At 76.0% G+C, this 19021-nt stretch carries 17 protein-coding genes and 1 tRNA gene; 12 read left to right on the forward strand and 6 right to left on the reverse strand.

The genetic code is table 11. The features are described from left to right. From WCS02_RS07510 to WCS02_RS07525, 4 genes are all read left to right on the forward strand, one after another. A partial coding sequence (locus WCS02_RS07510) for an HRDC domain-containing protein (RefSeq protein ID WP_340291593.1) occupies nt 1–386 on the forward strand: 386 nt, incomplete at its 5' end. A gap of 108 nt (nt 387–494) precedes the next feature. Next, on the forward strand, nt 495–665 hold the full coding sequence (locus tag WCS02_RS07515; RefSeq protein WP_340291595.1) for a hypothetical protein: 171 nt from the start codon (nt 495–497) through the stop codon (nt 663–665). Nucleotides 666–837: 172 nt separating this feature from the next. Beyond that, on the forward strand, nt 838–1131 hold the full coding sequence (locus WCS02_RS07520; RefSeq protein WP_376984347.1) for a WhiB family transcriptional regulator: 294 nt from the start codon (nt 838–840) through the stop codon (nt 1129–1131). A gap of 161 nt (nt 1132–1292) precedes the next feature. Further along, on the forward strand, nt 1293–1526 hold the full coding sequence (locus WCS02_RS07525; RefSeq protein ID WP_340291599.1) for a hypothetical protein: 234 nt from the start codon (nt 1293–1295) through the stop codon (nt 1524–1526). Between the two features lie 103 nt (nt 1527–1629). On the opposite strand, the gene WCS02_RS07530 is transcribed toward WCS02_RS07525, so the two are convergent. After that, the gene (locus WCS02_RS07530; RefSeq protein WP_340291602.1) at nt 1630–2943 is read right to left on the reverse strand and encodes an ABC1 kinase family protein; all 1314 of its coding nucleotides are present in this window, start codon (nt 2941–2943) and stop codon (nt 1630–1632) included. Next, the gene (locus tag WCS02_RS07535) at nt 2940–3974 is read right to left on the reverse strand and encodes a ThiF family adenylyltransferase (protein ID WP_340291604.1); all 1035 of its coding nucleotides are present in this window, start codon (nt 3972–3974) and stop codon (nt 2940–2942) included. The genes WCS02_RS07530 and WCS02_RS07535 overlap by 4 nt, the downstream gene beginning before the upstream one ends. Before the next feature lie 175 nt (nt 3975–4149). On the opposite strand from WCS02_RS07535, the gene WCS02_RS07540 reads away from it, so the two are divergent. Together WCS02_RS07540 and WCS02_RS07545 are read left to right on the forward strand one after the other, a co-directional pair. Next, nucleotides 4150–4986: an enoyl-CoA hydratase/isomerase family protein gene (locus WCS02_RS07540; RefSeq protein WP_340291606.1), complete on the forward strand. Its 837-nt coding sequence runs from the start codon at nt 4150–4152 to the stop codon at nt 4984–4986. A 250-nt stretch (nt 4987–5236) separates the two neighbouring features. Continuing rightward, a complete protein-coding gene (locus tag WCS02_RS07545) occupies nt 5237–5773 on the forward strand; it encodes a M48 metallopeptidase family protein (RefSeq protein WP_340291626.1) in 537 nt (178 codons plus the stop codon). Between the two features lie 241 nt (nt 5774–6014). On the opposite strand, the gene WCS02_RS07550 is transcribed toward WCS02_RS07545, so the two are convergent. Beyond that, nucleotides 6015–7445 (reverse strand): zinc-dependent metalloprotease, encoded by a 1431-nt coding sequence (locus WCS02_RS07550; protein WP_340291628.1) that lies wholly within the window; start codon nt 7443–7445, stop codon nt 6015–6017. Between the two features lie 153 nt (nt 7446–7598). Between WCS02_RS07550 and WCS02_RS07555 the strand changes: the two genes are divergently transcribed. Next, entirely contained in the window at nt 7599–8726 is a 1128-nt protein-coding gene (locus WCS02_RS07555; protein ID WP_340291608.1) for a YlbL family protein, read from the forward strand. 90 nt (nt 8727–8816) lie between these two features. On the opposite strand, the gene WCS02_RS07560 is transcribed toward WCS02_RS07555, so the two are convergent. After that, nucleotides 8817–9422: a PPA1309 family protein gene (locus WCS02_RS07560; RefSeq protein WP_340291610.1), complete on the reverse strand. Its 606-nt coding sequence runs from the start codon at nt 9420–9422 to the stop codon at nt 8817–8819. Nucleotides 9423–9497: 75 nt separating this feature from the next. Between WCS02_RS07560 and WCS02_RS07565 the strand changes: the two genes are divergently transcribed. Together WCS02_RS07565 and WCS02_RS07570 are read left to right on the forward strand one after the other, a co-directional pair. Continuing rightward, complete coding sequence (locus WCS02_RS07565) at nt 9498–12596, forward strand: UPF0182 family membrane protein (RefSeq protein WP_340291612.1); 3099 nt, start codon at nt 9498–9500, stop codon at nt 12594–12596. Nucleotides 12597–12663: 67 nt separating this feature from the next. Then, nucleotides 12664–12737: transfer RNA gene (locus WCS02_RS07570), tRNA-Met, on the forward strand. 86 nt (nt 12738–12823) lie between these two features. Here the strand turns inward: WCS02_RS07570 and WCS02_RS07575 are convergent. Both WCS02_RS07575 and WCS02_RS07580 read right to left on the reverse strand, forming a co-directional pair. Beyond that, nucleotides 12824–13027, reverse strand: coding sequence for a hypothetical protein (locus WCS02_RS07575; RefSeq protein WP_340291615.1), 204 nt, complete (start codon nt 13025–13027; stop codon nt 12824–12826). Nucleotides 13028–13110: 83 nt separating this feature from the next. Next, on the reverse strand, nt 13111–13692 hold the full coding sequence (locus WCS02_RS07580) for a dihydrofolate reductase family protein (RefSeq protein ID WP_340291617.1): 582 nt from the start codon (nt 13690–13692) through the stop codon (nt 13111–13113). A 138-nt stretch (nt 13693–13830) separates the two neighbouring features. Between WCS02_RS07580 and WCS02_RS07585 the strand changes: the two genes are divergently transcribed. From WCS02_RS07585 to WCS02_RS07595, 3 genes are all read left to right on the forward strand, one after another. Next, entirely contained in the window at nt 13831–15171 is a 1341-nt protein-coding gene (locus tag WCS02_RS07585; RefSeq protein ID WP_340291620.1) for a multidrug effflux MFS transporter, read from the forward strand. Nucleotides 15172–15387: 216 nt separating this feature from the next. Continuing rightward, nucleotides 15388–16032 carry a TetR/AcrR family transcriptional regulator gene (locus WCS02_RS07590; protein ID WP_340291622.1) on the forward strand — a complete coding sequence of 215 codons (645 nt, stop codon included), beginning with the start codon at nt 15388–15390 and terminating at the stop codon, nt 16030–16032. 57 nt (nt 16033–16089) lie between these two features. Continuing rightward, on the forward strand, nt 16090–18936 hold the full coding sequence (locus tag WCS02_RS07595; protein ID WP_340291624.1) for an MMPL family transporter: 2847 nt from the start codon (nt 16090–16092) through the stop codon (nt 18934–18936). The last annotated feature ends 85 nt before the right edge of the window (nt 18937–19021 follow it).

The following is a 19021-nucleotide window of genomic DNA, read 5'->3' on the forward strand; positions in this document are numbered from 1 at the left end:
AGCGCCGGGCGCCGGTCCGCCCCGCCACGTGCCGCGGCTGCGGTGTCCCGCTGACGACGGCCGCGCAGCGGACCGCGGGGCGCTGCGACGGCTGCCCGCCCCGCTACGACCCGGCGCTGCACGAGGCGCTGCTCGGCTGGCGGCGGTCCGTCGCAGGAGCGGGCGGTGTGCCCGCCTACGCCGTCTTCACCGACGCGACCCTCGAGGCGATCGCCGAGCGACGGCCCCGCGAGGTCGGCCAGCTCGTCGGCATCGCCGGGGTGGGGTCGGTCAAGCTCGACCGGTACGGCCCGGACGTCGTGGCCGTGGTCAGCGCCGCGCTCGGCGGGTCCGTGCCGACGCCGGGACGCCCGTCGGGAGAGGGCTCCGGGGAGTCCCAGAACTGACCCGGTAAATAGGTGGCGCGCCCGCCGAGGCCCGTCCTACCCTTCCTGAGGCAGACAGAGACACGCACCGGGGTAGGCCCCCGCGTGCCGAGGCAGAGGAGGTGACCTGTGGACACGATGACGACCAAGCCGGCCGGCTGCGACAACGCCGCGCGCTACGCCGCCCACGAGCGCTTCCTCGCGCCCACGGGCCAGCTCCGTCCCACGGGTGGAGTGCGTCTGCGCGCCTTCGGCATCCTCCCGACCACCTCCCCACCGGGTCCACAGCTCTCTCGCTGACGTCGGTCACCACCGACTCCCAGAGCCGCGGACCCCTCGGGTTCCGCGGCTCTCGTCGTCTCCGGCCCTGCCGGTGCGGCTCCGCCCGGACCCCCTCCAGGCCACGAGCCGACCAGCACCGCCGCCGCGCCCGGTCCCGCGACCGCGCGCAAGACCCGGAGAGGACCCGACGGTGACCGTCACCGACTCGACCGACCTGCTCGACCCGAGCAGGTTCGCCCCCGACGACCCGGCAGACCTGCCCTGCCGCGTGCACGACCCTGAGCTCTGGTTCGCCGAGTCCCCGGCCGACGTGGAGTTCGCCAAGGCCCTGTGCACGACCTGCCCGCTGGCCGCCGTGTGCCTCGAGGGCGCGCTCGACCGCCGGGAGCCGTGGGGCGTCTGGGGCGGGCAGCTCGTCCAGGCCGGCGTCGTCGTGCCGCGCAAGCGGCCCCGCGGCCGCCCGCGCAAGGACTCCGTCGCCTGAGCGAGGACCCGCGCGCCCGGCCCGACGAGCCCCGACCAGCACCAGCACCAGCACCAGCACCAGCACGCACGGCACCGGCAGGGACAGCGCCGGCGCGCACCCGCACCGGACCGACGAGCCGACCGGTGCATCAGGACCGCACGTCCCCGCTCCTGCGGGGCGTGACAGACGTACAGGAGACCGACGTGACCATGTTCGCCCCCGAGCTGGCCAGCGATCGCTGGACCCGCGACCTCGCCACCGCGCGCACCGCGCGGCTGGCGACCGCCATCAGGAAGCGCCGGGCCTCCGAGCGCTCCCAGGACCGGGCCCGGCGCCTGGTCCGCCTCGCCTCGCTGGCCGCCCAGCGCAGCGAGGGCCTCGCCACGGCCGGCGCCCTCCGCGTCGCCAGGTGACCTGCCCCACCTGTCCTGACCACCTGCCCTGAGCAGCGCCCGCACCGGGTGCTGCTCAGGGCTCTTTCGTACCCGGGCGCCACCTGCTCCAGAGGACGCTGCCTCAGGGGCGCTCGAACCCGGGGAGCCACTCCTCGAGCACGTCGAGCACCGGCACGGCACCGCCGACCTGGCAGAGCACGCCGATGCCACCGAGCCAGACCCGGTGGATGAGCAGGTACTCCGGCGGCAGGTTGAGGCGCAGCCCCACCGACCACGTCGGGCGCCGCGGGTCGTTGATGTGGGCGACGAGGTCGCGCAGCCACTGGCGGCTGAACTCGAACTCGTCCTCCTGCGCCGGCGCGAGGAACGGGTCGAGGTAGGCCATGAGCGAGTCCGGCTCGATCTCGATCTCGGGCTTGATGAAGCCCGCGCGGCGGAGGCCGGCCACGACGCCCTCGCCGTCCCCGCGCAGGGCCGCGTTGAGCAGCACCGGCACCTCTGCGGGCATCCCGTCGGGCAGGTGCTTGACGGCCCCGAAGTCGAGGACCCCGAAGCGGCCGTCGGGCATGAGCAGGAAGTTGCCCGGGTGCGGGTCGGCGTGGAGCAGGCCCGCCAGGCGGGGACCGGCCAGCAGCAGCTCCGCGTAGTGCCGTGCGGCGGTGTCGCGCTCGTCCTGCGTGCCGGAGGCGATGACCTTCGACAACGGCACGCCGTCGAGCCACTCGCTGACGATGACCTTCGCGGAACCGGCGAGGACCTGCGGGACGGCGAACACCTCGTGCCCGGCGAAGGCGTCGGCGAAGGCCTGCTGGGAGGTGGCCTCGAGCCGGTAGTCCAGCTCCTCGGCCATGCGGGAGCGGAGCTCGTCGAGGATCGGGCCGATGTCCAGGCCCGGGATCCAGGAGGCGCCGAGCCGGCCGGCGCGGGCGACCTGTTCCAGGTCCGACAGGAGGGCCTCGCCCGCACCCGGGTACTGCACCTTGACCGCGACCGTGCGGCCGTCGTGCCACACCGCGCGGTGCACCTGCCCGATGGACGCCGCGGCCGTCGGCCGGTCGTCGAAGTCGGCGAAGCTCGAGCGCCACTGCTCGCCGAGCTCGCTGGCCAGCACCTTGTGGACCGTGCTCACCGGCATCGGCGGGGCGGCGTTCTGCAGCTTGGTGAGGGTGGCCCGGTAGGGAGCCGCCATCTCCTCCGGCAGGCCCGCCTCGAAGATGCTGAGGGCCTGGCCGAACTTCATGGCCCCGCCCTTGAGCTCCCCGAGGGTGCGGAACACCTGGTCGGCGGTCCTCGCCTGCATCTCGGCGGCGACGGCCTCCGCGGACCGGCCGCCGACGCGCTTGCCGATCCCGACGGCCGCCCGTCCGGCGATCCCCAGGGGCAGGGCGGCCAGGCGTGCGGTCCGGGCCACGGTCCTGCGGGGGAGCTCGCTCACGCCGCCATCGTCGCACCGCCGCCCCGGGACGGCGCGGGAGGGTGGTCGGCCCGCCGGGACCCCGGGTGACGGTCAGGGGGCGGGTCGGGCCAGCCGACGCAGCCGCAGGCCGGGTGCGCCGCCCAGCGCCGCCACGTGGTGGACCCGCCCCGCCCGACCTTGACCTCCACGCCCGCCCGCTCGTCCCGGTCCGGACCGGCGACGAGCTCGGCGACCAGGCCGACGACGAGGGAGGCCGTCGACGGGGCCGGGACGCGTACCCGTCCCGCGCCGCGGCGCAGCAGCCGGACCGCGTCGGGCCACCCCGGGTCCACGTCGCTGTGGTGCAGGTCGAGGCAGTGCAGGCAGGCACCGCGCCCCGGGACCACGAGCGGCCCGACCACCACGTGGTCAGGCCGGAGGACGACCGGGAGGTGGGTGGTGCCCGCCTGCACGAGCGGCACGCCGGCCGGGGCGTCCGGGACCTGGCTGCTGACGAGCACGACCAGGTCGGGGTCGGCCGGGCAGGCGGTGCGCACGTCGGGTGCCAGCCGGTGGACGGCCTCCCCGGCGACGTGGGTGCTCCGCCGTCCGACGTCCGGCGGTGCGGCGCCGCCGGGCAGGACGTCCGCCGGGCCGACCGTGCCGTCGTCGACCAGGGCGCACGTGCCGGCGCCCGCCGCCGCGAGTGCCACCGTCAGGGCGATCCCCAGACCGGCGCCGCCGACCACGGCGACGTCCGCCCCCGTGAGCGGGCCCGGCGCACCGGGCCGGCCCACGGTCCCGTCCGGTCCCGCGACCACGGCACCGGTGGACCCGAGCATGGACAGCAGCCGCCGGCCGCGGTCCCGGTCCGGGCCGTCGGGCAGCGAGGCCTCGAGGTCCCGCCGGCGGTGCCCGCGCTCGAGGAGGGCGAGCAGGTGCCAGTCCGCGGCGGTGAGCCCGTCGAGGACCGTGGCGTCCGGTCCGACCCCGAGCTGGAGGCTACGGGTGCCGCGCACGGTGCGGGCCAGCCCGGGCCGCCACCGCACCACGTCGTCCCCGTCGCCCACCCGTCGAGCGTGGCAGGACCGCCGGACCCTGGTCCGGGGTCGTCCACAGGGCCCGGGGCGGTGGACGCCCCCGGCCGGGCGGTCGCCGTGTCCCCAGGTGCCCCGTGGTCCTGGCCGTGCACAGCGGGAGGACCAGTCCCGGGTCCCGGGCAGGCCGGTGGGCCATCCTCGACGGGTGGACCCGATCCTCGACCTCGCCCTGCCCGACCTCGACGTCCGCCGTGACGGCGAGGACGCCCGTGTCCTCGTGGTGCGACTGGACGACCCGGGGCGCCGCAACGCCATGGGCGAGCAGATGACCGCGTCGTGGTGCCGGCTCGTCGACGGGCTGCGCGCGACGGTCGAGGGCGGTCCGGGCGAGGTGCGCGCGGTGGTCGTCACGGGGGCGGGGTCGGCGTTCTCCGCGGGCGGCGACCTGTCCTGGCTCGGCGACGGCAGCGGGGCGGGTGCGTCGGTCGAGGCGCTGCGCGACCGGATGGCCCGGTACTACGAGGACTGGCTCGGCCTGCGCGGGGTCGGCGTGCCCGTGGTCGCGGCGGTCAACGGGGCGGCCGTCGGGGCGGGGCTCGGCCTGGCGCTCGCGTGCGACGTCCGCCTCGTCGGCGCCTCTGCCCGGCTCTCGGCGCCGTTCACCGCGCTCGGCCTCCACCCGGGCATGGGCACGACCCGCACCCTGGCGGAGGCGGTCGGCCCGGCGGCCGCGCGGGAGCTCCTGCTCACCGGCCGGACCGTGGGCGCCGAGGAGGCGGTGCGGTTCGGCCTGGCCACCGCTGCCTACCCGGACGACCGGCTGCTGGGGGAGGCCACGGCCCTGGCGCGCACGCTGGCGACGAGGGCCCCGGTGGCCACCCGGCTGCTGCTGCGCGGCCTGGCCGACGGTGGGCCCCGCGACCTGGCGGAGGCGGTGGCCCAGGAGGCGGCCGCCCAGGCCACGACCCTGGCCACGGCGGACCTCACCGAGGGCCTGGCGGCCGCCCGCGAGCGCCGCGCGCCTCGGTTCACCGGCCGGTGAGGGCGGATAGCGTCGGCCCATGACCGGCAGCGAGGTCGCGGCGGGGCGGGCCCTGCCTGCCCGGTCCCGACCCGTGCCCGCCGACGACGGCCTGCACGAGGACGTCCACGGCGGCCCCGGCGGCGGCCGGGGCAGCGGCCCGGGGAGCGGTCGGGCCGGCGGTCCGGGCAGCGGCCACGGCGACGGTCTCGGTGGTCCGGCAGGCACCGACGAGGACACGGGGGACGCCTGGCCGGGGCCCGACCCCGTCGTGGAGGTGCGGCGGTCGGCACGACGGCGCCGCACCGTGAGCGCGCACCGCGAGGGCGACCGCGTCGTCGTCCTCGTGCCCGCCCGGCTCAGCGCCGCCGAGGAGCGCCGGTGGGTCGAGCGGATGGTCGAGCGGCTCGCCGGGTCGGAGGCCCGCCGCCGCCCGTCCGACCAGGAGCTGCTGGCCCGGGCCACCGCGCTGTCGAGCCGGTACCTGGGCGGCCGGGCCGTCCCCCGCAGCGTGCGGTGGTCGACGACGCAGCAGCACCGCTGGGGGTCGTGCACGCCGTCGGACGGGTCGGTCCGGATCTCCGAGCGGGCCAAGGGCCTGCCCGGCTGGGTGCTCGACTACGTCGTGCTCCACGAGCTGGCGCACCTGCTCGTCGCCTCGCACGGCCCGGAGTTCTGGGCCGAGCTCACCGCCTACCCGAGGACCGAGCGCGCCCGCGGCTTCCTCGAGGGCTACGACACCGCGACGCGGGGGTCGCACCCGGACGGGGAGCACGGGGCCGAGGACGACCGGCCGCACGAGGTCTAGGTCTCACCGAGCCTGCGGGGGCCGCGGCCTCAGCGGGGATGCCACGCCACGGGGATCGCGGCACCGCCGGAACGGGGTTGCGACACGAGCTCTCGCCCACCGAGGGCCGGCGCAGCCGCCACTCCGCGGGGCGGCGTACGTCCGGTTGTGGGACCAGACCGGGCCCCGACCGTCCGGCCGACCCGACCTGGTCCCACAACCCGAGCTCCAGGGCGACGAGGGCCTGGGACCCGTCCATGCCTCAGTCGCGGGGCGTGCCGCCCTCGGTCGTGCTGCCGCCGTCGGCCTCGCCGTCCAGCAGACGGCGCAGCTCGTCGTCGAACGACTCCGCGGACGCAGGCAGCGCCTCGTCGCCGTCCGCAGCCGCCGACGGGTCGGCCGGGGCGTCCGCCGTGTGCTCGTCGAGGTCGGGCACGAGGTCGGGGTGCTGCCAGGCAGCGTCCCGGACCGTGACGTCGTCGCCGCGGGCCGCCCACCAGGCGGCCGCCTCGCGCATCCGCCGCGGCCGGAGCTCCAGGCCGACGAGCGCGGCGAAGGTCTGCTCGGCCGGTCCGCCCGCCGCGCGACGACGGCGGACCGCCTCGCGCAGCTGCTCGACCCCGCTCAGCCGCCCCGTGGCCGCCTGCGCGACGACGGTGTCCACCCATCCCTCGACGAGGGCGAGCAGGTCCTCCAGCCGCGACTTGGCGGCGAGCTGCTGCTCGGTCTCGGCCGGCTGGAGCAGCCCTGACGTCAGCGCCTCCTGCAGCGCGGCGGGGTCGCTGGGGTCGATCTGGCCGATCATCCCCTGGATCCGCTCGGGGTCGACGTCGATGCCGGCCGCGTAGGCCTCGACCGCGCCGAGCACCCGGGGTGCCAGCCACGGCACGTGCGTGAACAGCCGCGCGTGGGCGGCCTCCCGCAGCAGCAGGAACAGGCGCACCTCCTGCGCGTCGATGCCCAGGCCCTTGGACAGCTCGGTGACGTTGCGCGGGACGATCGCCATGCCGCCCGGGTGCAGGGGCAGGCCGATGTCGGTCGCCGACACCGCCTCGGTCGCGAGCCGGCCGACCGCCTGGCCGATCTGCATGCCGAGCACGCCGCCGCCGAGCCGCTGCATCATCGGGCCCGCGTTGGCCAGCAGGCCCGCCATCTCCGGGGGAAGCCCGGGGGGCAGCTCCGCGCCCGCACCGGCGCCGAGGATGCCGCCCATGCTCGACGACATCTTCTCCGCCACCGGCGTGACGAGGGTCTTCCACGTCGGCAGGGTCGCCTCGACCCACTGCGCGCGGGACCAGGCCTCGCACGACGCACCGGTCGGGGGCAGCGCCGTCACCGGGTCCAGCCAGAGCTCGGCGAGCCTGCCGGCCTGCTCGACGGCGGCCTTCTCGCCCCACGAGGGGCTGGGGTCGTCGCCGGCCACGGCCTGGCGGGCACCGTCGCGGGCGAGCTCCCAGTTGACCGGCCCGTCGCCGCCGCTGGTGAACATGCGCTGCAGCTGCCCGAACACCGCCCCCATCGCGGCGGGGTCGCCGAACATCGAGGGGTCGAAGCCGCCGGCGCCGAAGCCACCGAAGCCACCCGGCCCGCCGGAGCCCCCGGACCCGCCCGATCCACCGGACCCACCAGGTCCACCCGTGCCGCCCGGTCCGTTGGGTCCGAACCCGATGCGACGGTCGTCGTCCTCAGCCATGCTCACCAGCCTCCTCGGTCATGCAGGGAACCACCAGCAGGCCCGCGGGGTTCCCCGGGGCGGACCGGCGTCCGCCCACAGCGGACGCCGACCTACCCTTCTCGGGCGGGGGCCGCCCCCGGCCAGGGACCGACCAGCGACCGGAGCACCCCCATGTCGAGCACCACCTCCGCCCCCGGCACGGCCCACGTGGCCGGTCCGGACAGCCCGTGGCGGCTGGCCCCGCGCACGGTCGTCCTGCTCGTGTCGGGCCTCACCGCGGTCACCCTGGGCGGCATCGTCGCCACCCTGCCGGTGCCGTACGTCGTGTTCTCGCCCGGCCCCGTCCGCGACACCCTGGGCGCGACCGCCGAGGGCGAGGACCTCATCGTCGTCGAGGGCGCCGAGACATACCCGACGGAGGGCCAGCTCGACCTCACGACCATCCGCGTCGCCGGCGGGCCGCTCGGCCGGGTCACCGTCCTGGACGCGATGCAGGCCTACGTCGACGGGGCCCGGTCGCTGCGCCCCGTCGAGACGGTGTACCCCCCCGACGAGACCCGCGAGGAGGCCCGCGAGGCCTCGACGGCGCAGATGGTGTCCGCGCAGCAGAGCGCCGCCGTGGCCGCGCTGCTCGAGCTGGGGGAGCAGGTGCCCGCCCGGCTCGTCGTGTCCGGGTTCGGCGGCAACCCCGCCAGCAAGGCCGTGCTCGAGGAGGGCGACGTCGTCCGGGCCGTGGACGGCACCCCGGTGACCAGCAGCGGCGGGCTCGTCGAGCGGCTGCAGGACTACGAGCCGGGCCAGGCCGTCGACATCACGGTGCTGCGCGGCACGGAGGAGCTCACCGAGCGCATCGAGCTGGCCGCCTCCGAGGAGGACGCCGTCATCCTCGGCGTCCTCATCTCCCCGGAGTACGAGCTGCCGTACGAGATCAGCTACGACGTCGGCGGCATCGGCGGCCCGAGCGCTGGGCTCATGTTCTCCCTGGGCATCTACGACAAGCTCAGCCCGGGCGCGCTCACCGGCGGGGCCCACGTCGCCGGCACGGGCACCATCGCCGACGACGGCGTGGTCGGACCGATCGACGGCATCCAGCAGAAGCTCGTCGGCGCGCGCGACGTCGGGGCCGAGTGGTTCCTCGCCCCGGTCGACAACTGCGACGACGTCGTGGGGTCGGTGCCGGACGGGCTGCGGGTCACCGCGGTCGCCTCGCTGTCGGAGGCGGTCGACGCGGTCGAGGCGGTGGCCTCCGACGACACCGACGGCCTCCCCAGCTGCGAGGACGTGCTCGCCGGATCCTGAGCAGGCCGGGCCCGACCGGCCCGACCGGCCCGACCGGCCCGACCGGCCCACCCGGCCGACCGGCCCGACAGGCAGCGCCGCCCGTGCGGGTCAGTCCTCGAGCGTCGAGGCGAGCGCCCGGGTGAGCCCGGGGACCAGGTCGGGACCGGTGACGACGTCCTCGTCCGGCTCCAGCGCCGTGCCGCGGATGCGCAGCACGCACGCCCTCGACCCGTCCCGCAGCACCCCGGCCGCGATCCGCACCTCGCGCCGGCGCGGGTGCTCGCCCAGCCAGCGCACCGCCTCCTCGGGGTCCGCCGGGGCCAGCGCCTCGACCTCGGGCGGCACGACGAGCCGCTCGACGGTGAGCGCGACGCCCTCCACTTCCGGCGGCCACGCGAGCCGGCCGAGCATCCGCTCGAGTGCGTCGGTGGCCTCGGCCGCCCCGGCGGCGGGCCCGTCGCCCTCCGCGGCGCCGCCCGGCTGCGCGGACAGCTCGTCGAGCTCGTCCTGCTCGACGAGCAGGAGGTGGTCGGGGTCGGCGGCCGCGGCCTCGGCGTCCTCGGGCGGCAGCTGCGAGGCGAGGTCCGGCTCGCGCTGGAGCGCCTCGGCGGTGCGGACGAGGGCGAACAGGCGCACGGGGGAGTCCCAGCCGTAGGCGGCCACGTGCTCCTCGACCTCGCGGACGGCACGCTGCAGCGACTGCTCGGTGGTCATGGCGGGCATCATCCCGCACCCGACCTGCGACGGCCCGGCCGAGGGCTCCCAGGTTGCTGGGTTACGGTCGCCCGTGTGAGCTCAGCGTTCCCTCCCGGTCCACCTCCCTCTGACAGCGACGGGCCCCGAGGCCCGCGGGGGCCGGTCGGACCGGTCGTCGGCCCCCGCCGCGGCCGCCGCCGCCCCGGCGCGCTCGCCCCGACCCTGGCCGTCCTCGGCGCGATCGTCTTCCTCCTCGTGCTGTTCGCCGAGCTGTGGACCGAGGTGCTGTGGTTCCAGGAGCTCGGGTTCGTCGAGGTGCTCCGGACCCGGCTGCTCACCCAGGCGGCGCTGTTCGTCGCTGGTGCGGCGCTCATGGGCGTCGCGGTGTGGGCGAGCCTCACGCTGGCCTTCCGGGCGCGCCCGGTCTACGCCCCCTCGACCCCCGGGCAGGAGGCGCTCGACCGCTACCGCGAGCAGCTGGAGCCGCTGCGGCGCCTCGTCGGCATCGCCGTCCCCGTGGTCCTCGGCCTCTTCGCCGGCTCGGCCGCGTCCGGGCAGTGGCAGACCGTCCAGCTGTGGCTGCACCGCACGCCGTTCGGCGAGAACGACCCGGAGTTCGGCCTCGACGTCGGCTTCTACGTCTTCTCCCTGCCGCTGCTGCAGTTCCTCGTCGGCTTCGCCACGGCCGTGGTGCTGCTGGCCGGGCTCGCCGCGCTGCTCACCCACTACCTGTACGGCGGGCTCCGGCTGTCCGGGCCCGGGGAGCGGACCACGCCGCAGGCGCGCGTCCACCTCGGCATCCTCGGTGCGGCCTTCCTGCTGCTGCGCGCGGCCGGCTACTGGCTGGAGCGCTACGCGCTCATGACCGTGGAGAACAACCGGATCACGGGTCCGCTGTTCACCGAGGTCAACGCCGTCATCCCGGCCCGCACCCTGCTCGCGGTGGCCTCGGTCCTCGTCGCGCTCACGTTCCTGTGGACGGCGCTGCGCGGGAACTGGCGGGTCCCGGCGCTCGGTGTCGGCCTGCTCGTCCTCGTCGCCGTGGCCGCGGGCGGCATCTGGCCCCAGGTCATCCAGCGCTTCCAGGTGGTCCCGAACGAGCGGACCATCCAGGCGGACTACATCGAGCGCAACATCGCCGCCACGCGCGCGGCATACGGGATCGACACCCTGCAGACCACCGACTACGACGCCGAGCTGACGGCCACCCAGGGCCAGCTCACCGACGACGCCCGCACCATCCCGGGCATCCGGCTGCTGGACCCCAACCTGGTCTCGCCGACGTTCCGGCAGCTGCAGCAGATCCGGCAGTTCTACGCCTTCCCCGAGTCGCTGGACGTGTCCCGCTACCAGGTCGAGGGCCAGACGGCCGACACCGTGCTCGCCGCGCGCGAGCTGGACCTGCGCGGCCTGCCCGCCGGCCAGCGCAACTGGGTCAACGACCACACCGTCTACACCCACGGCTACGGCGTGGTGGCCGCGTTCGGCAACCAGCGCACCGCCGGCGGCGAGCCCCGCTTCTTCCAGTCCGGCATCGTCGCGCCGGTCGGGGAGGAGGAGGTCGTCACGGAGACCGAGCTCGGCAGCTTCGAGCAGCGGATCTACTTCGGCGAGTTCAGCCCGGAGTACAGCATCGTCGGCGCGCCCGAGGGGGCGGAGCCGCAGGAGCTCGACTACCCCGACTCCACCGCCGAGTCCAACCAGCGCAACACCACCTACACCGGCGGCGGCGGGGTGGCGATGGGCGACTTCTTCACCCAGCTGCTCTTCGCCATCAAGTTCCGAGCCGAGGAGATCGTCCTCTCGGACACGGTCAACAGCGAGAGCCGCGTGATGTTCGACCGCCAGCCGCGCGAGCGGGTCGAGAAGGTCGCCCCCTGGCTGCAGCTGGACGGCGACCCGTACCCGGCCGTCGTCGACGGCACGGTCGTCTGGGTGCTCGACGGCTACACCACGTCCAGCCAGTACCCGTACTCGTTCTCCACGAGCCTCGACGAGGCCACGGCCACCTCGGTGACCGCGACCGCGAACAACCTGGCCACCCTGCTGCCGCAGGAGGTCAACTACGTCCGCAACTCCGTCAAGGCCACCGTCGACGCCTACGACGGCTCGGTGACGCTGTACGCCTGGGACCAGGAGGACCCGCTCCTCGAGGCCTGGGAGGGCGTCTTCCCCGGTGCCGTGCAGCCGATCGACGACATCTCCGGCGAGCTCATGAGCCAGGTCCGCTACCCGCAGGACCTGTTCAAGGTGCAGCGCGAGGTGCTCGAGCGCTACCACGTCACCGACCCGGGCTCCTTCTTCAGCGGCACCGACTTCTGGTCCGTGCCCGAGGACCCGACCCGGACCGAGACGCCGGCGCTGCAGCCCCCGTACTACCTCACGCTGCAGATGCCGGAGCAGGACTCCCCGTCCTTCCAGCTCACCTCGACGTTCATCCCCACCACCGAGGGCGAGTCGGGCGACCGGAACGTGCTGACCGGGTTCCTGGCGGTCGACGCGGACGCGGGCGACCAGGCCGGGCAGCCCGCGGAGGGCTACGGCCAGCTGCGGCTGCTGCAGATCCGCAACGACGAGACCGTGCCCGGTCCCGGCCAGGTGCAGAACGACTTCAACGCCGACCCGGGCATCAACCAGGAGCTCAACATCCTGACGCTCGGGCAGTCGGACCTCATCAACGGCAACCTGCTCACCCTGCCCGTGGGCGGCGGCCTGCTGTACGTGCAGCCGATCTACGTGCAGTCCAGCGGGTCCACGTCGTTCCCGCTGCTGCAGCGGGTGCTCGTCGCCTTCGGCGAGGACCTCGGCTTCGGGGAGACCCTGGACGAGGCCCTGGACGACCTGTTCGACGGCGACGCCGGGGCGCAGGCGCCGGACGCGGACTCCGACGCCACGCCGGACACCGGGACCGGGACCCCCACCGACGAGCCGTCGGCAGAGCCGAGCACCGAGCCCAGCGCGGAGCCGAGCGACGAGCCCAGCGCGCCCGCGGGCGGCGGGGCGGTCTCGCCCGTCGACCCGGCCACGGCCCAGCAGCAGCTGGACACGGCGCTCACGGACGCCCGCCAGGCGGTCCAGGAGTCGCAGGAGGCCCTGGCCGCCAACGACTTCGCCGCCTACGGCGAGGCGCAGGCACGGCTGAGCGAGGCCATCGACAGGGCCATCGCCGCCGAGGAGGCGCTCGGCCGCTGACGCCGGACCGGCCCGGGCACCGACGATTTGGCGCCCGGGCCGGGCTCGCGTAGGGTTTGTGATGCGACGCGGGGTGGAGCAGCTCGGTAGCTCGCTGGGCTCATAACCCAGAGGTCGCAGGTTCAAATCCTGCCCCCGCTACACAGTGAGAACCACAGCACGGAGGCACCTCGAAGGCCCGGACCCCTGGTCCGGGCCTTCGCGCGTCCCGCCCGTCCGCGCGGGGCTCAGCGCCCGGCCGGCACCGCCACGTGGCGGCCCGCACGACCCGTGCCGGGGCTGCGGGGCACCGGGACGAGCGACACCCGGGTCGCAGCGACACGGTGCAGCTGAGCCCGCCGCCTCCGGACGGCGACGGCGCCTGCGGGGGCGGGCGGTTCGCTGACCTCGTCCGGGGCGGCGGGCTGGTCGACCTGGTCCACGGTGCTCACGGGTCCTCCTGGCTGGGCGTCGGCGTCGGTGCCTGACCCGCACCATCGGTACGACCGCCCCCGACCCTGAGCCTCCCGCCCCGTCAGCCTGCCGTCGGTGCCGGCCCGCCGGGCGGCAGGACCGCGTAGACGAGCCGGGCGAACTGGCCGACTGCACCGGCGGAGACCAGCCGGAGCCGCTCGGACGTCACGCGCCGGGGCAGCAGCGGCGCCCCTCCGCCGAGCGCGACCGGGGCCACCGACACGGCCACCTCGTCCAGCACGCCGGCGTCGAGGAACTGCCCGGCGAGGTCCCCGCCCCCCACCACCCAGACGTCGCCGTCCCCGGCGGCCTCGAGGATGCGGGGGAGCACGTCGGCGACGGCGCCCCGGACCAGGCGGACGTCGACGCCCTCGGGCACCGGCAGGTCCCGGGTGGTGAAGACGAAGGTCGGCCGGTCGCCGTGGAACTCGCGCCAGCGCTCCGGGTGGGCCAGGACGTCCTGCTCGCGCAGCAGCCACTCGTACGTGGTCGAGCCCTGGACGAGCACGGTGTGCCCGGTGGGGAACAGTCCTTCGTCCGGGTTCTCGCCCCCGGCGACCTCGAACAGCCAGCCCAGCGAGCCGTCCTGGTCCGCGATGTACCCGTCGATGCTCGTCGCGGTGTCGAAGAGGATCCGTCCCATGCGCGGGAGGCTAGGACGGCCCCCTGACAGCGCCGACCGGGCGGCTCCGGGCGGCTTTCGGGTGGGTGCCGGAACAATTGTGGTCGGCCCCGGGTTGGCGCGCACGGCCGGCACTCGCACCCGACGGAAGAACTCCACGTGAACCCTGCACCCGACGCCCCCACCCTCGACAGCCCCGCGCTGGCCGGTCCCGCCCTCGGCGGGCCTGCCGCCCCCCCGGACGCCCTCGACGCCACAGGCGTGCCCGACGCCCCGGCCGGCCGCGCGCCGAGCATGCTCCGCACCGCGCTCGTCCTCGGCGCCTTCGTCGCCGTCGGACCCCTGACCATCGACATGTACCTGCCGGCGCTGCCCACCATCGCCACGGAGCTGGAGACCACCGAGGCCGCCGTCCAGCTCACGCTGACCGGCACCCTCGTCGGGCTCGCCCTCGGCCAGCTCGTCATCGGGCCGCTCTCGGACGCGCTCGGCCGCCGCACCCCGCTGCTCGCCGGCACCGCGCTGCACGTGGTCAGCTCCCTGCTCATCCTGCTCGCCCCGAGCATCGAGGTCCTCGGCGCGCTGCGCGTGCTGCAGGGCGTCGGCACCGCCGCCGGCGCGGTCGTCGCGCTCGCCGTGGTCCGCGACCTCTACGACGGCCGTGCGGCCGCCACCATGCTGTCCAGGCTGTTCCTCGTCATGGGCGCCGCCCCCGTGCTGGCGCCGACCATCGGCGGCGGGGTCCTGGCCTTCACGTCCTGGCGGGGCGTGTTCATGGTGCTCGCGCTCTACGGCGTCGCGCTCCTCGTCATGGGCTGGTTCCTCCTGCGCGAGACGCTGCCGCCCTCGGCGCGCCGCTCCAGCGGCCCCCGCGCGACCCTGAGCACCTACCGCGGCCTCATGCGGGACCGGGTGTACGTCGGCCTCGTCCTCGTCGGCGGTCTCACCATGGCCGGTCTGTTCAGCTACGTCGCGGGCTCCTCGTTCGTCTACCAGGGCCAGTTCGGCCTCGACGAGCAGGAGTTCGGGCTGCTGTTCGGCGCCGGCGCCTTCTGGCTCATCGCCGCGACCCAGCTCAACCCCGTGGTGCTGCGCCGCTTCTCCCCGGCGCAGGTCCTCCTCACCGGCACGCTGACCGGCCTGGTGTCCGGCGCGGTCCTGCTCGGGCTCGCCCTGACCGGCACCGGCGGGCTCGTCGGCGTCGTGGCCCCGCTGTGGGCCGTCCTGTTCTCCACCGGCCTGGCGCTGCCCAACGCCCCGGCCCTGGCGCTGTCCCGCCACGGCGAGGCGGCCGGTGCGGCCGCGGCCGTGCTCGGTGCCGTCCAGTTCGGCATCGGCGCCATCGTGTCGCCCCTGGTCGGCGTGCTCGGCAACGACGCGGCCGCGATGGGGACCGTCGTCCTCGTCGCCCTCGTCCTGGCCACGCTCGTGCTCGTCACGGTCGTGCGGCCGTGGCAGCTGCCCGACCCCGACGGCGAGACCGTGGCCGTCGGCCACTGACAGCCGCGCACCCCAGCACGACTGCACGACAGCGACCCCCCAGCACCCCAGCACCGCCCGCGGGCGGCGTCGTCCGGCCCCGCGGCCGGGTCGGCGCCGCCCGTCGCGCTGTCCGGCGGGGGACCGGGCGAGCGGGGGGCGACCCCGGTAGCCCGGACGGGTCCGTCGAAGCAGTGCGGAGTTGCACCCCGGACCACATCGGTCCACCCTGAGACCGTGACGGTCGCAGACGGGATCCCGGCAGTCCGCGGCCGCAGCCCCCGGGCGGTGCGGCCGAGCCCCGAGCAGCTCGACGCCGCGATCCTCGACGCCGCCGCGGAGGTGTTCGCCCGCCACGGGTTCGCCGGTACGAGCGTGCAGCAGGTCGCGGACACCGTCGGCTACTCCAAGACCGGGCTGCTGCGGCGGTTCCCGTCCAAGCAGGCGCTGTACGACGGCGTCCTCGGCCACGTCTCCGCCTGCGTCGAGGGCATCCTCGACGGGCCCGGCGCCGGCCAGGGGCTGGGCGACGGCGACCTCGCCCCGCCGCGCACCCGCGCCGCCGTGCTCCGCGCCGTGACCGCCGCCGCGTTCCAGAACCCGGGGACCGTCGTCCTCGTCCTGGAGGCGCTGCGGCCGGGCAGCGACCTGCCCGGCACCGACCAGGTCGAGCAGACCACCCTCCGCCTGGCGGGCCAGCTCACCGCCGGCATCGACGACCCGCAGGACCGCCTCCGCGCCCTGCTCGCGCTCCAGCTGGTCGCCACGGCGGCCACGCTGGCGCTGGACCCCGGCGCGCACGTGCCGGAGCTGTCCGTCTCCCAGGTGCACGACGTCGCGCTGCAGGCCGCGGGCGACGTCGTCGGTGTCCGCACCACCTGAGCCGCCCGTACGCCAGCCCCGCCCCGGCCGCCCGCGGCCCGTCACCCGAGGACCACCATGTCGTCGCAGCTGTACGCCTTCGGACGCCTCGCCCACCGGCGCTGGCGCCTCGTCATGCTCGTGTGGGTGCTCGTGCTCGCCGGCGCGGGCACCGCCGCGGCCGCCCTGTCGGCCGGCACGACGAACTCCTTCAGCATCCCGGGCACCGAGTCCCAGGAGGCCCTCGACCGGCTCTCGGCGACCTTCCCCCAGGTCAGCGGCTCCTCCGCCCAGGTCGTCGCGGTCGCCGCCGACGGCGACGTCCGGGACGAGACCGGCTCGGTCGCCGAGGTCGTCGACGCGCTCGAGGGCCTGCAGGACGTGGCCGCGGTCGCGCCCGTCCTCGCCGAGGACGGCACCCTGCTGCCCGAGGCGCAGGTGTCCGACGACGGCAGCACGCTGCTGGTGACCGCGCAGCTCGACCTCGGCCGCGACGAGGTCACCGAGGAGACCACCGACGCGCTGCTCGAGGTCGTCGACGGCGCCAGCACCGACGCGGTCACGTGGACCGCCGGCGGCGACGCGTTCCAGGCCGAGACCGTGGCGCTCGGCGCGACGGAGCTGGTCGGCCTGCTCGTCGCCGGCGTCGTGCTCACCCTCACCCTCGGCTCCCTGCTCGCCGCCGGCATGCCGCTGGTGACCGCCGTCGTGGGCGTGGCCACCGCCATGGCGCTCGTCTTCGCCGCGACCTCGGTCGTCGAGCTGTCGAGCACCGCCCCGCTGCTGGCGGTGATGATCGGCATCGCGGTCGGGATCGACTACGCGCTCTTCGTCCTGGCCCGCCACCGCGAGCAGCTCGCCGAGGGCCTGGACCCCGAGGAGTCGACCGGCCGCGCCGTGGCCACCGCCGGGTCTGCCGTCGTGTTCGCCGGGCTCACGGTCATGATCGCCCTGGCCGGGCTCTCCGTCGCCGGCATCCCGTTCCTCACCGTCATGGGCATCACGGCCGCCCTCGCGGTCGCCGTCGCCGTCGTCGTCGCCCTCACGCTGCTCCCGGCGATCATGGGCGCCTTCGGCCCGCGGCTCCGGCCCCGGGCCCCCCGTGCCGGCCGCACCCGTCGGGGCGGCCGCGCCGGCCGGACGGGCTCTCCCGCCGCCACCTGGGTCCGCCTGGTCACCCGGCGGCCGCTGGTCACCGTCGTCGTCGTCACCGCGGCGCTGCTCACCGCCGCCGTGCCCGCTCTCGACCTGCGCCTCGCCCTGCCCGACGCTGGCACGGGCGCCCAGGGGACGCCGTCGCGCGACACCTACGACCTGCTGAGCGAGGAGTTCGGGCCCGGCTCCAACGGCCCGCTCGTCGTCACCGGCGACATCGTCGCCAGCACCGACCCGCTCGGCCTGGTCGCCGCGGTCCGCGAGGACATCGAGGCCCTCGACGGGGTCGCGGCCGTGCCGCTCGCCACCCCCAACGAGGGCGCCGACACCATGATCGTCCAGGTCGTCCCCGAGGGCGGCCCGACCTCCGACGAGACCCGCGAGCTCGTCCGGGAGCTGCGCGAGCTGCGCCCGCAGATCGAGGACGAGCACGGCGTCACCATCGCCGTCACCGGGGCCACGGCCGTCGGCATCGACGTGTCCGACCGGCTGCTCGAGGCGCTGCTGCCCTTCGTGCTCCTCGTCGTCGGGCTGTCGCTCGTGCTGCTGGCGATGGTGTTCCGCTCGGTGTGGGTGCCGGTCAAGGCCGCCGTGGGCTACCTGCTGTCCATCGGCGCCGCGCTCGGCGCCGTGGTCGCGGTCTACCAGTGGGGCTGGCTCGAGGGCCCGCTGCACACCGTGGACACCGGCCCGGTCATCAGCTTCATGCCGATCCTCCTGCTCGGCATCCTCTTCGGCCTCGCCATGGACTACGAGGTGTTCCTCGTCTCCCGCATCCGCGAGCACTACGTCCACGGCGGCGACGCCCGGGCGGCGGTGCGGACCGGCTTCGCGTCCGCGGCCAAGGTCGTCGCGGCGGCCGCGGTCATCATGTTCGCCGTCTTCGCCGCGTTCGTGCCCGAGGGCGACGCCACCCTCCAGCCCATCGCCCTGGGTCTGGCGGTCGGCGTGTTCGTCGACGCGTTCCTCGTCCGGATGACGCTGGTCCCGGCCGCGCTCGCCCTGCTGGGGGAGCGCGCGTGGTGGTTGCCGGGCTGGCTCGACCGGCTCCTGCCCTCCTTCGACGTCGAGGGCGAGGGCATCGGCCACCAGCTCCGGCTGCAGGACTGGCCCTCGCCCGACGCCGGCCCCGGTGCCTTCGCGGAGGGCCTCGAGGTCACCGTCGCCGGGCGCGACGGCGAGCACGTGCTGCTCGGCCCGGTGTCGCTCGCCGTGCCGCCCGGGCACCTCCTGCTCGCCGAGGGCGGCGACCGGGTCGCCCGCACCGCCCTGGCCATGGTGCTCGCCGGGCGCACCCGGCCCTCCGCCGGCGACGTCAAGGTCGCCGGCGCCGTGCTCCCGCAGCAGGCCGGGACCGCCCGTCGCGACGTGGGGCTGCTGCGCGCCGTGGACGAGGCCGACCCCGTGGCGGCGGCCGCCCGGCTGCTCGGCGGCCGCTCCCCGGTCCGCGTCCTCGTCGTGGAGAACCTCGAGCTCGTCCCGGAGCCCGAGGTGCGCCAGGCCCTGGTCGACACCCTCGCCGACGCCTGCCGCGACCTCGGCGCCGCCGTGGTCGTCACCTGCGACAGCACCACGGCCGGGTCGCTCGTCGTCGCCGACGACGTCCCCGCCAGCCGGCTGGACCTCGCGTCCCTCCCCGCCGTGGCTCCCGCCCCCGCCCCGACCGGCGACCCCGCCGACGACGGCGTCCAGGACGACCGTGACGTCCTCGTGCCCGGCGCCATCCCCGCAGAGCTGTCCCCGTCCGTCGTCGGAGGTCCCCGCCCGTGAGCACCGCCACCCCCACCCGCCCCGCCGGCGTCCCCGGCAGCACCGGCCCCGCCCGGGCCGCCCACGCCGCCCGCCCCGCGCCCGC

Source organism: Aquipuribacter hungaricus, from assembly GCF_037860755.1.
Classification (GTDB): domain Bacteria; phylum Actinomycetota; class Actinomycetes; order Actinomycetales; family JBBAYJ01; genus Aquipuribacter; species Aquipuribacter hungaricus.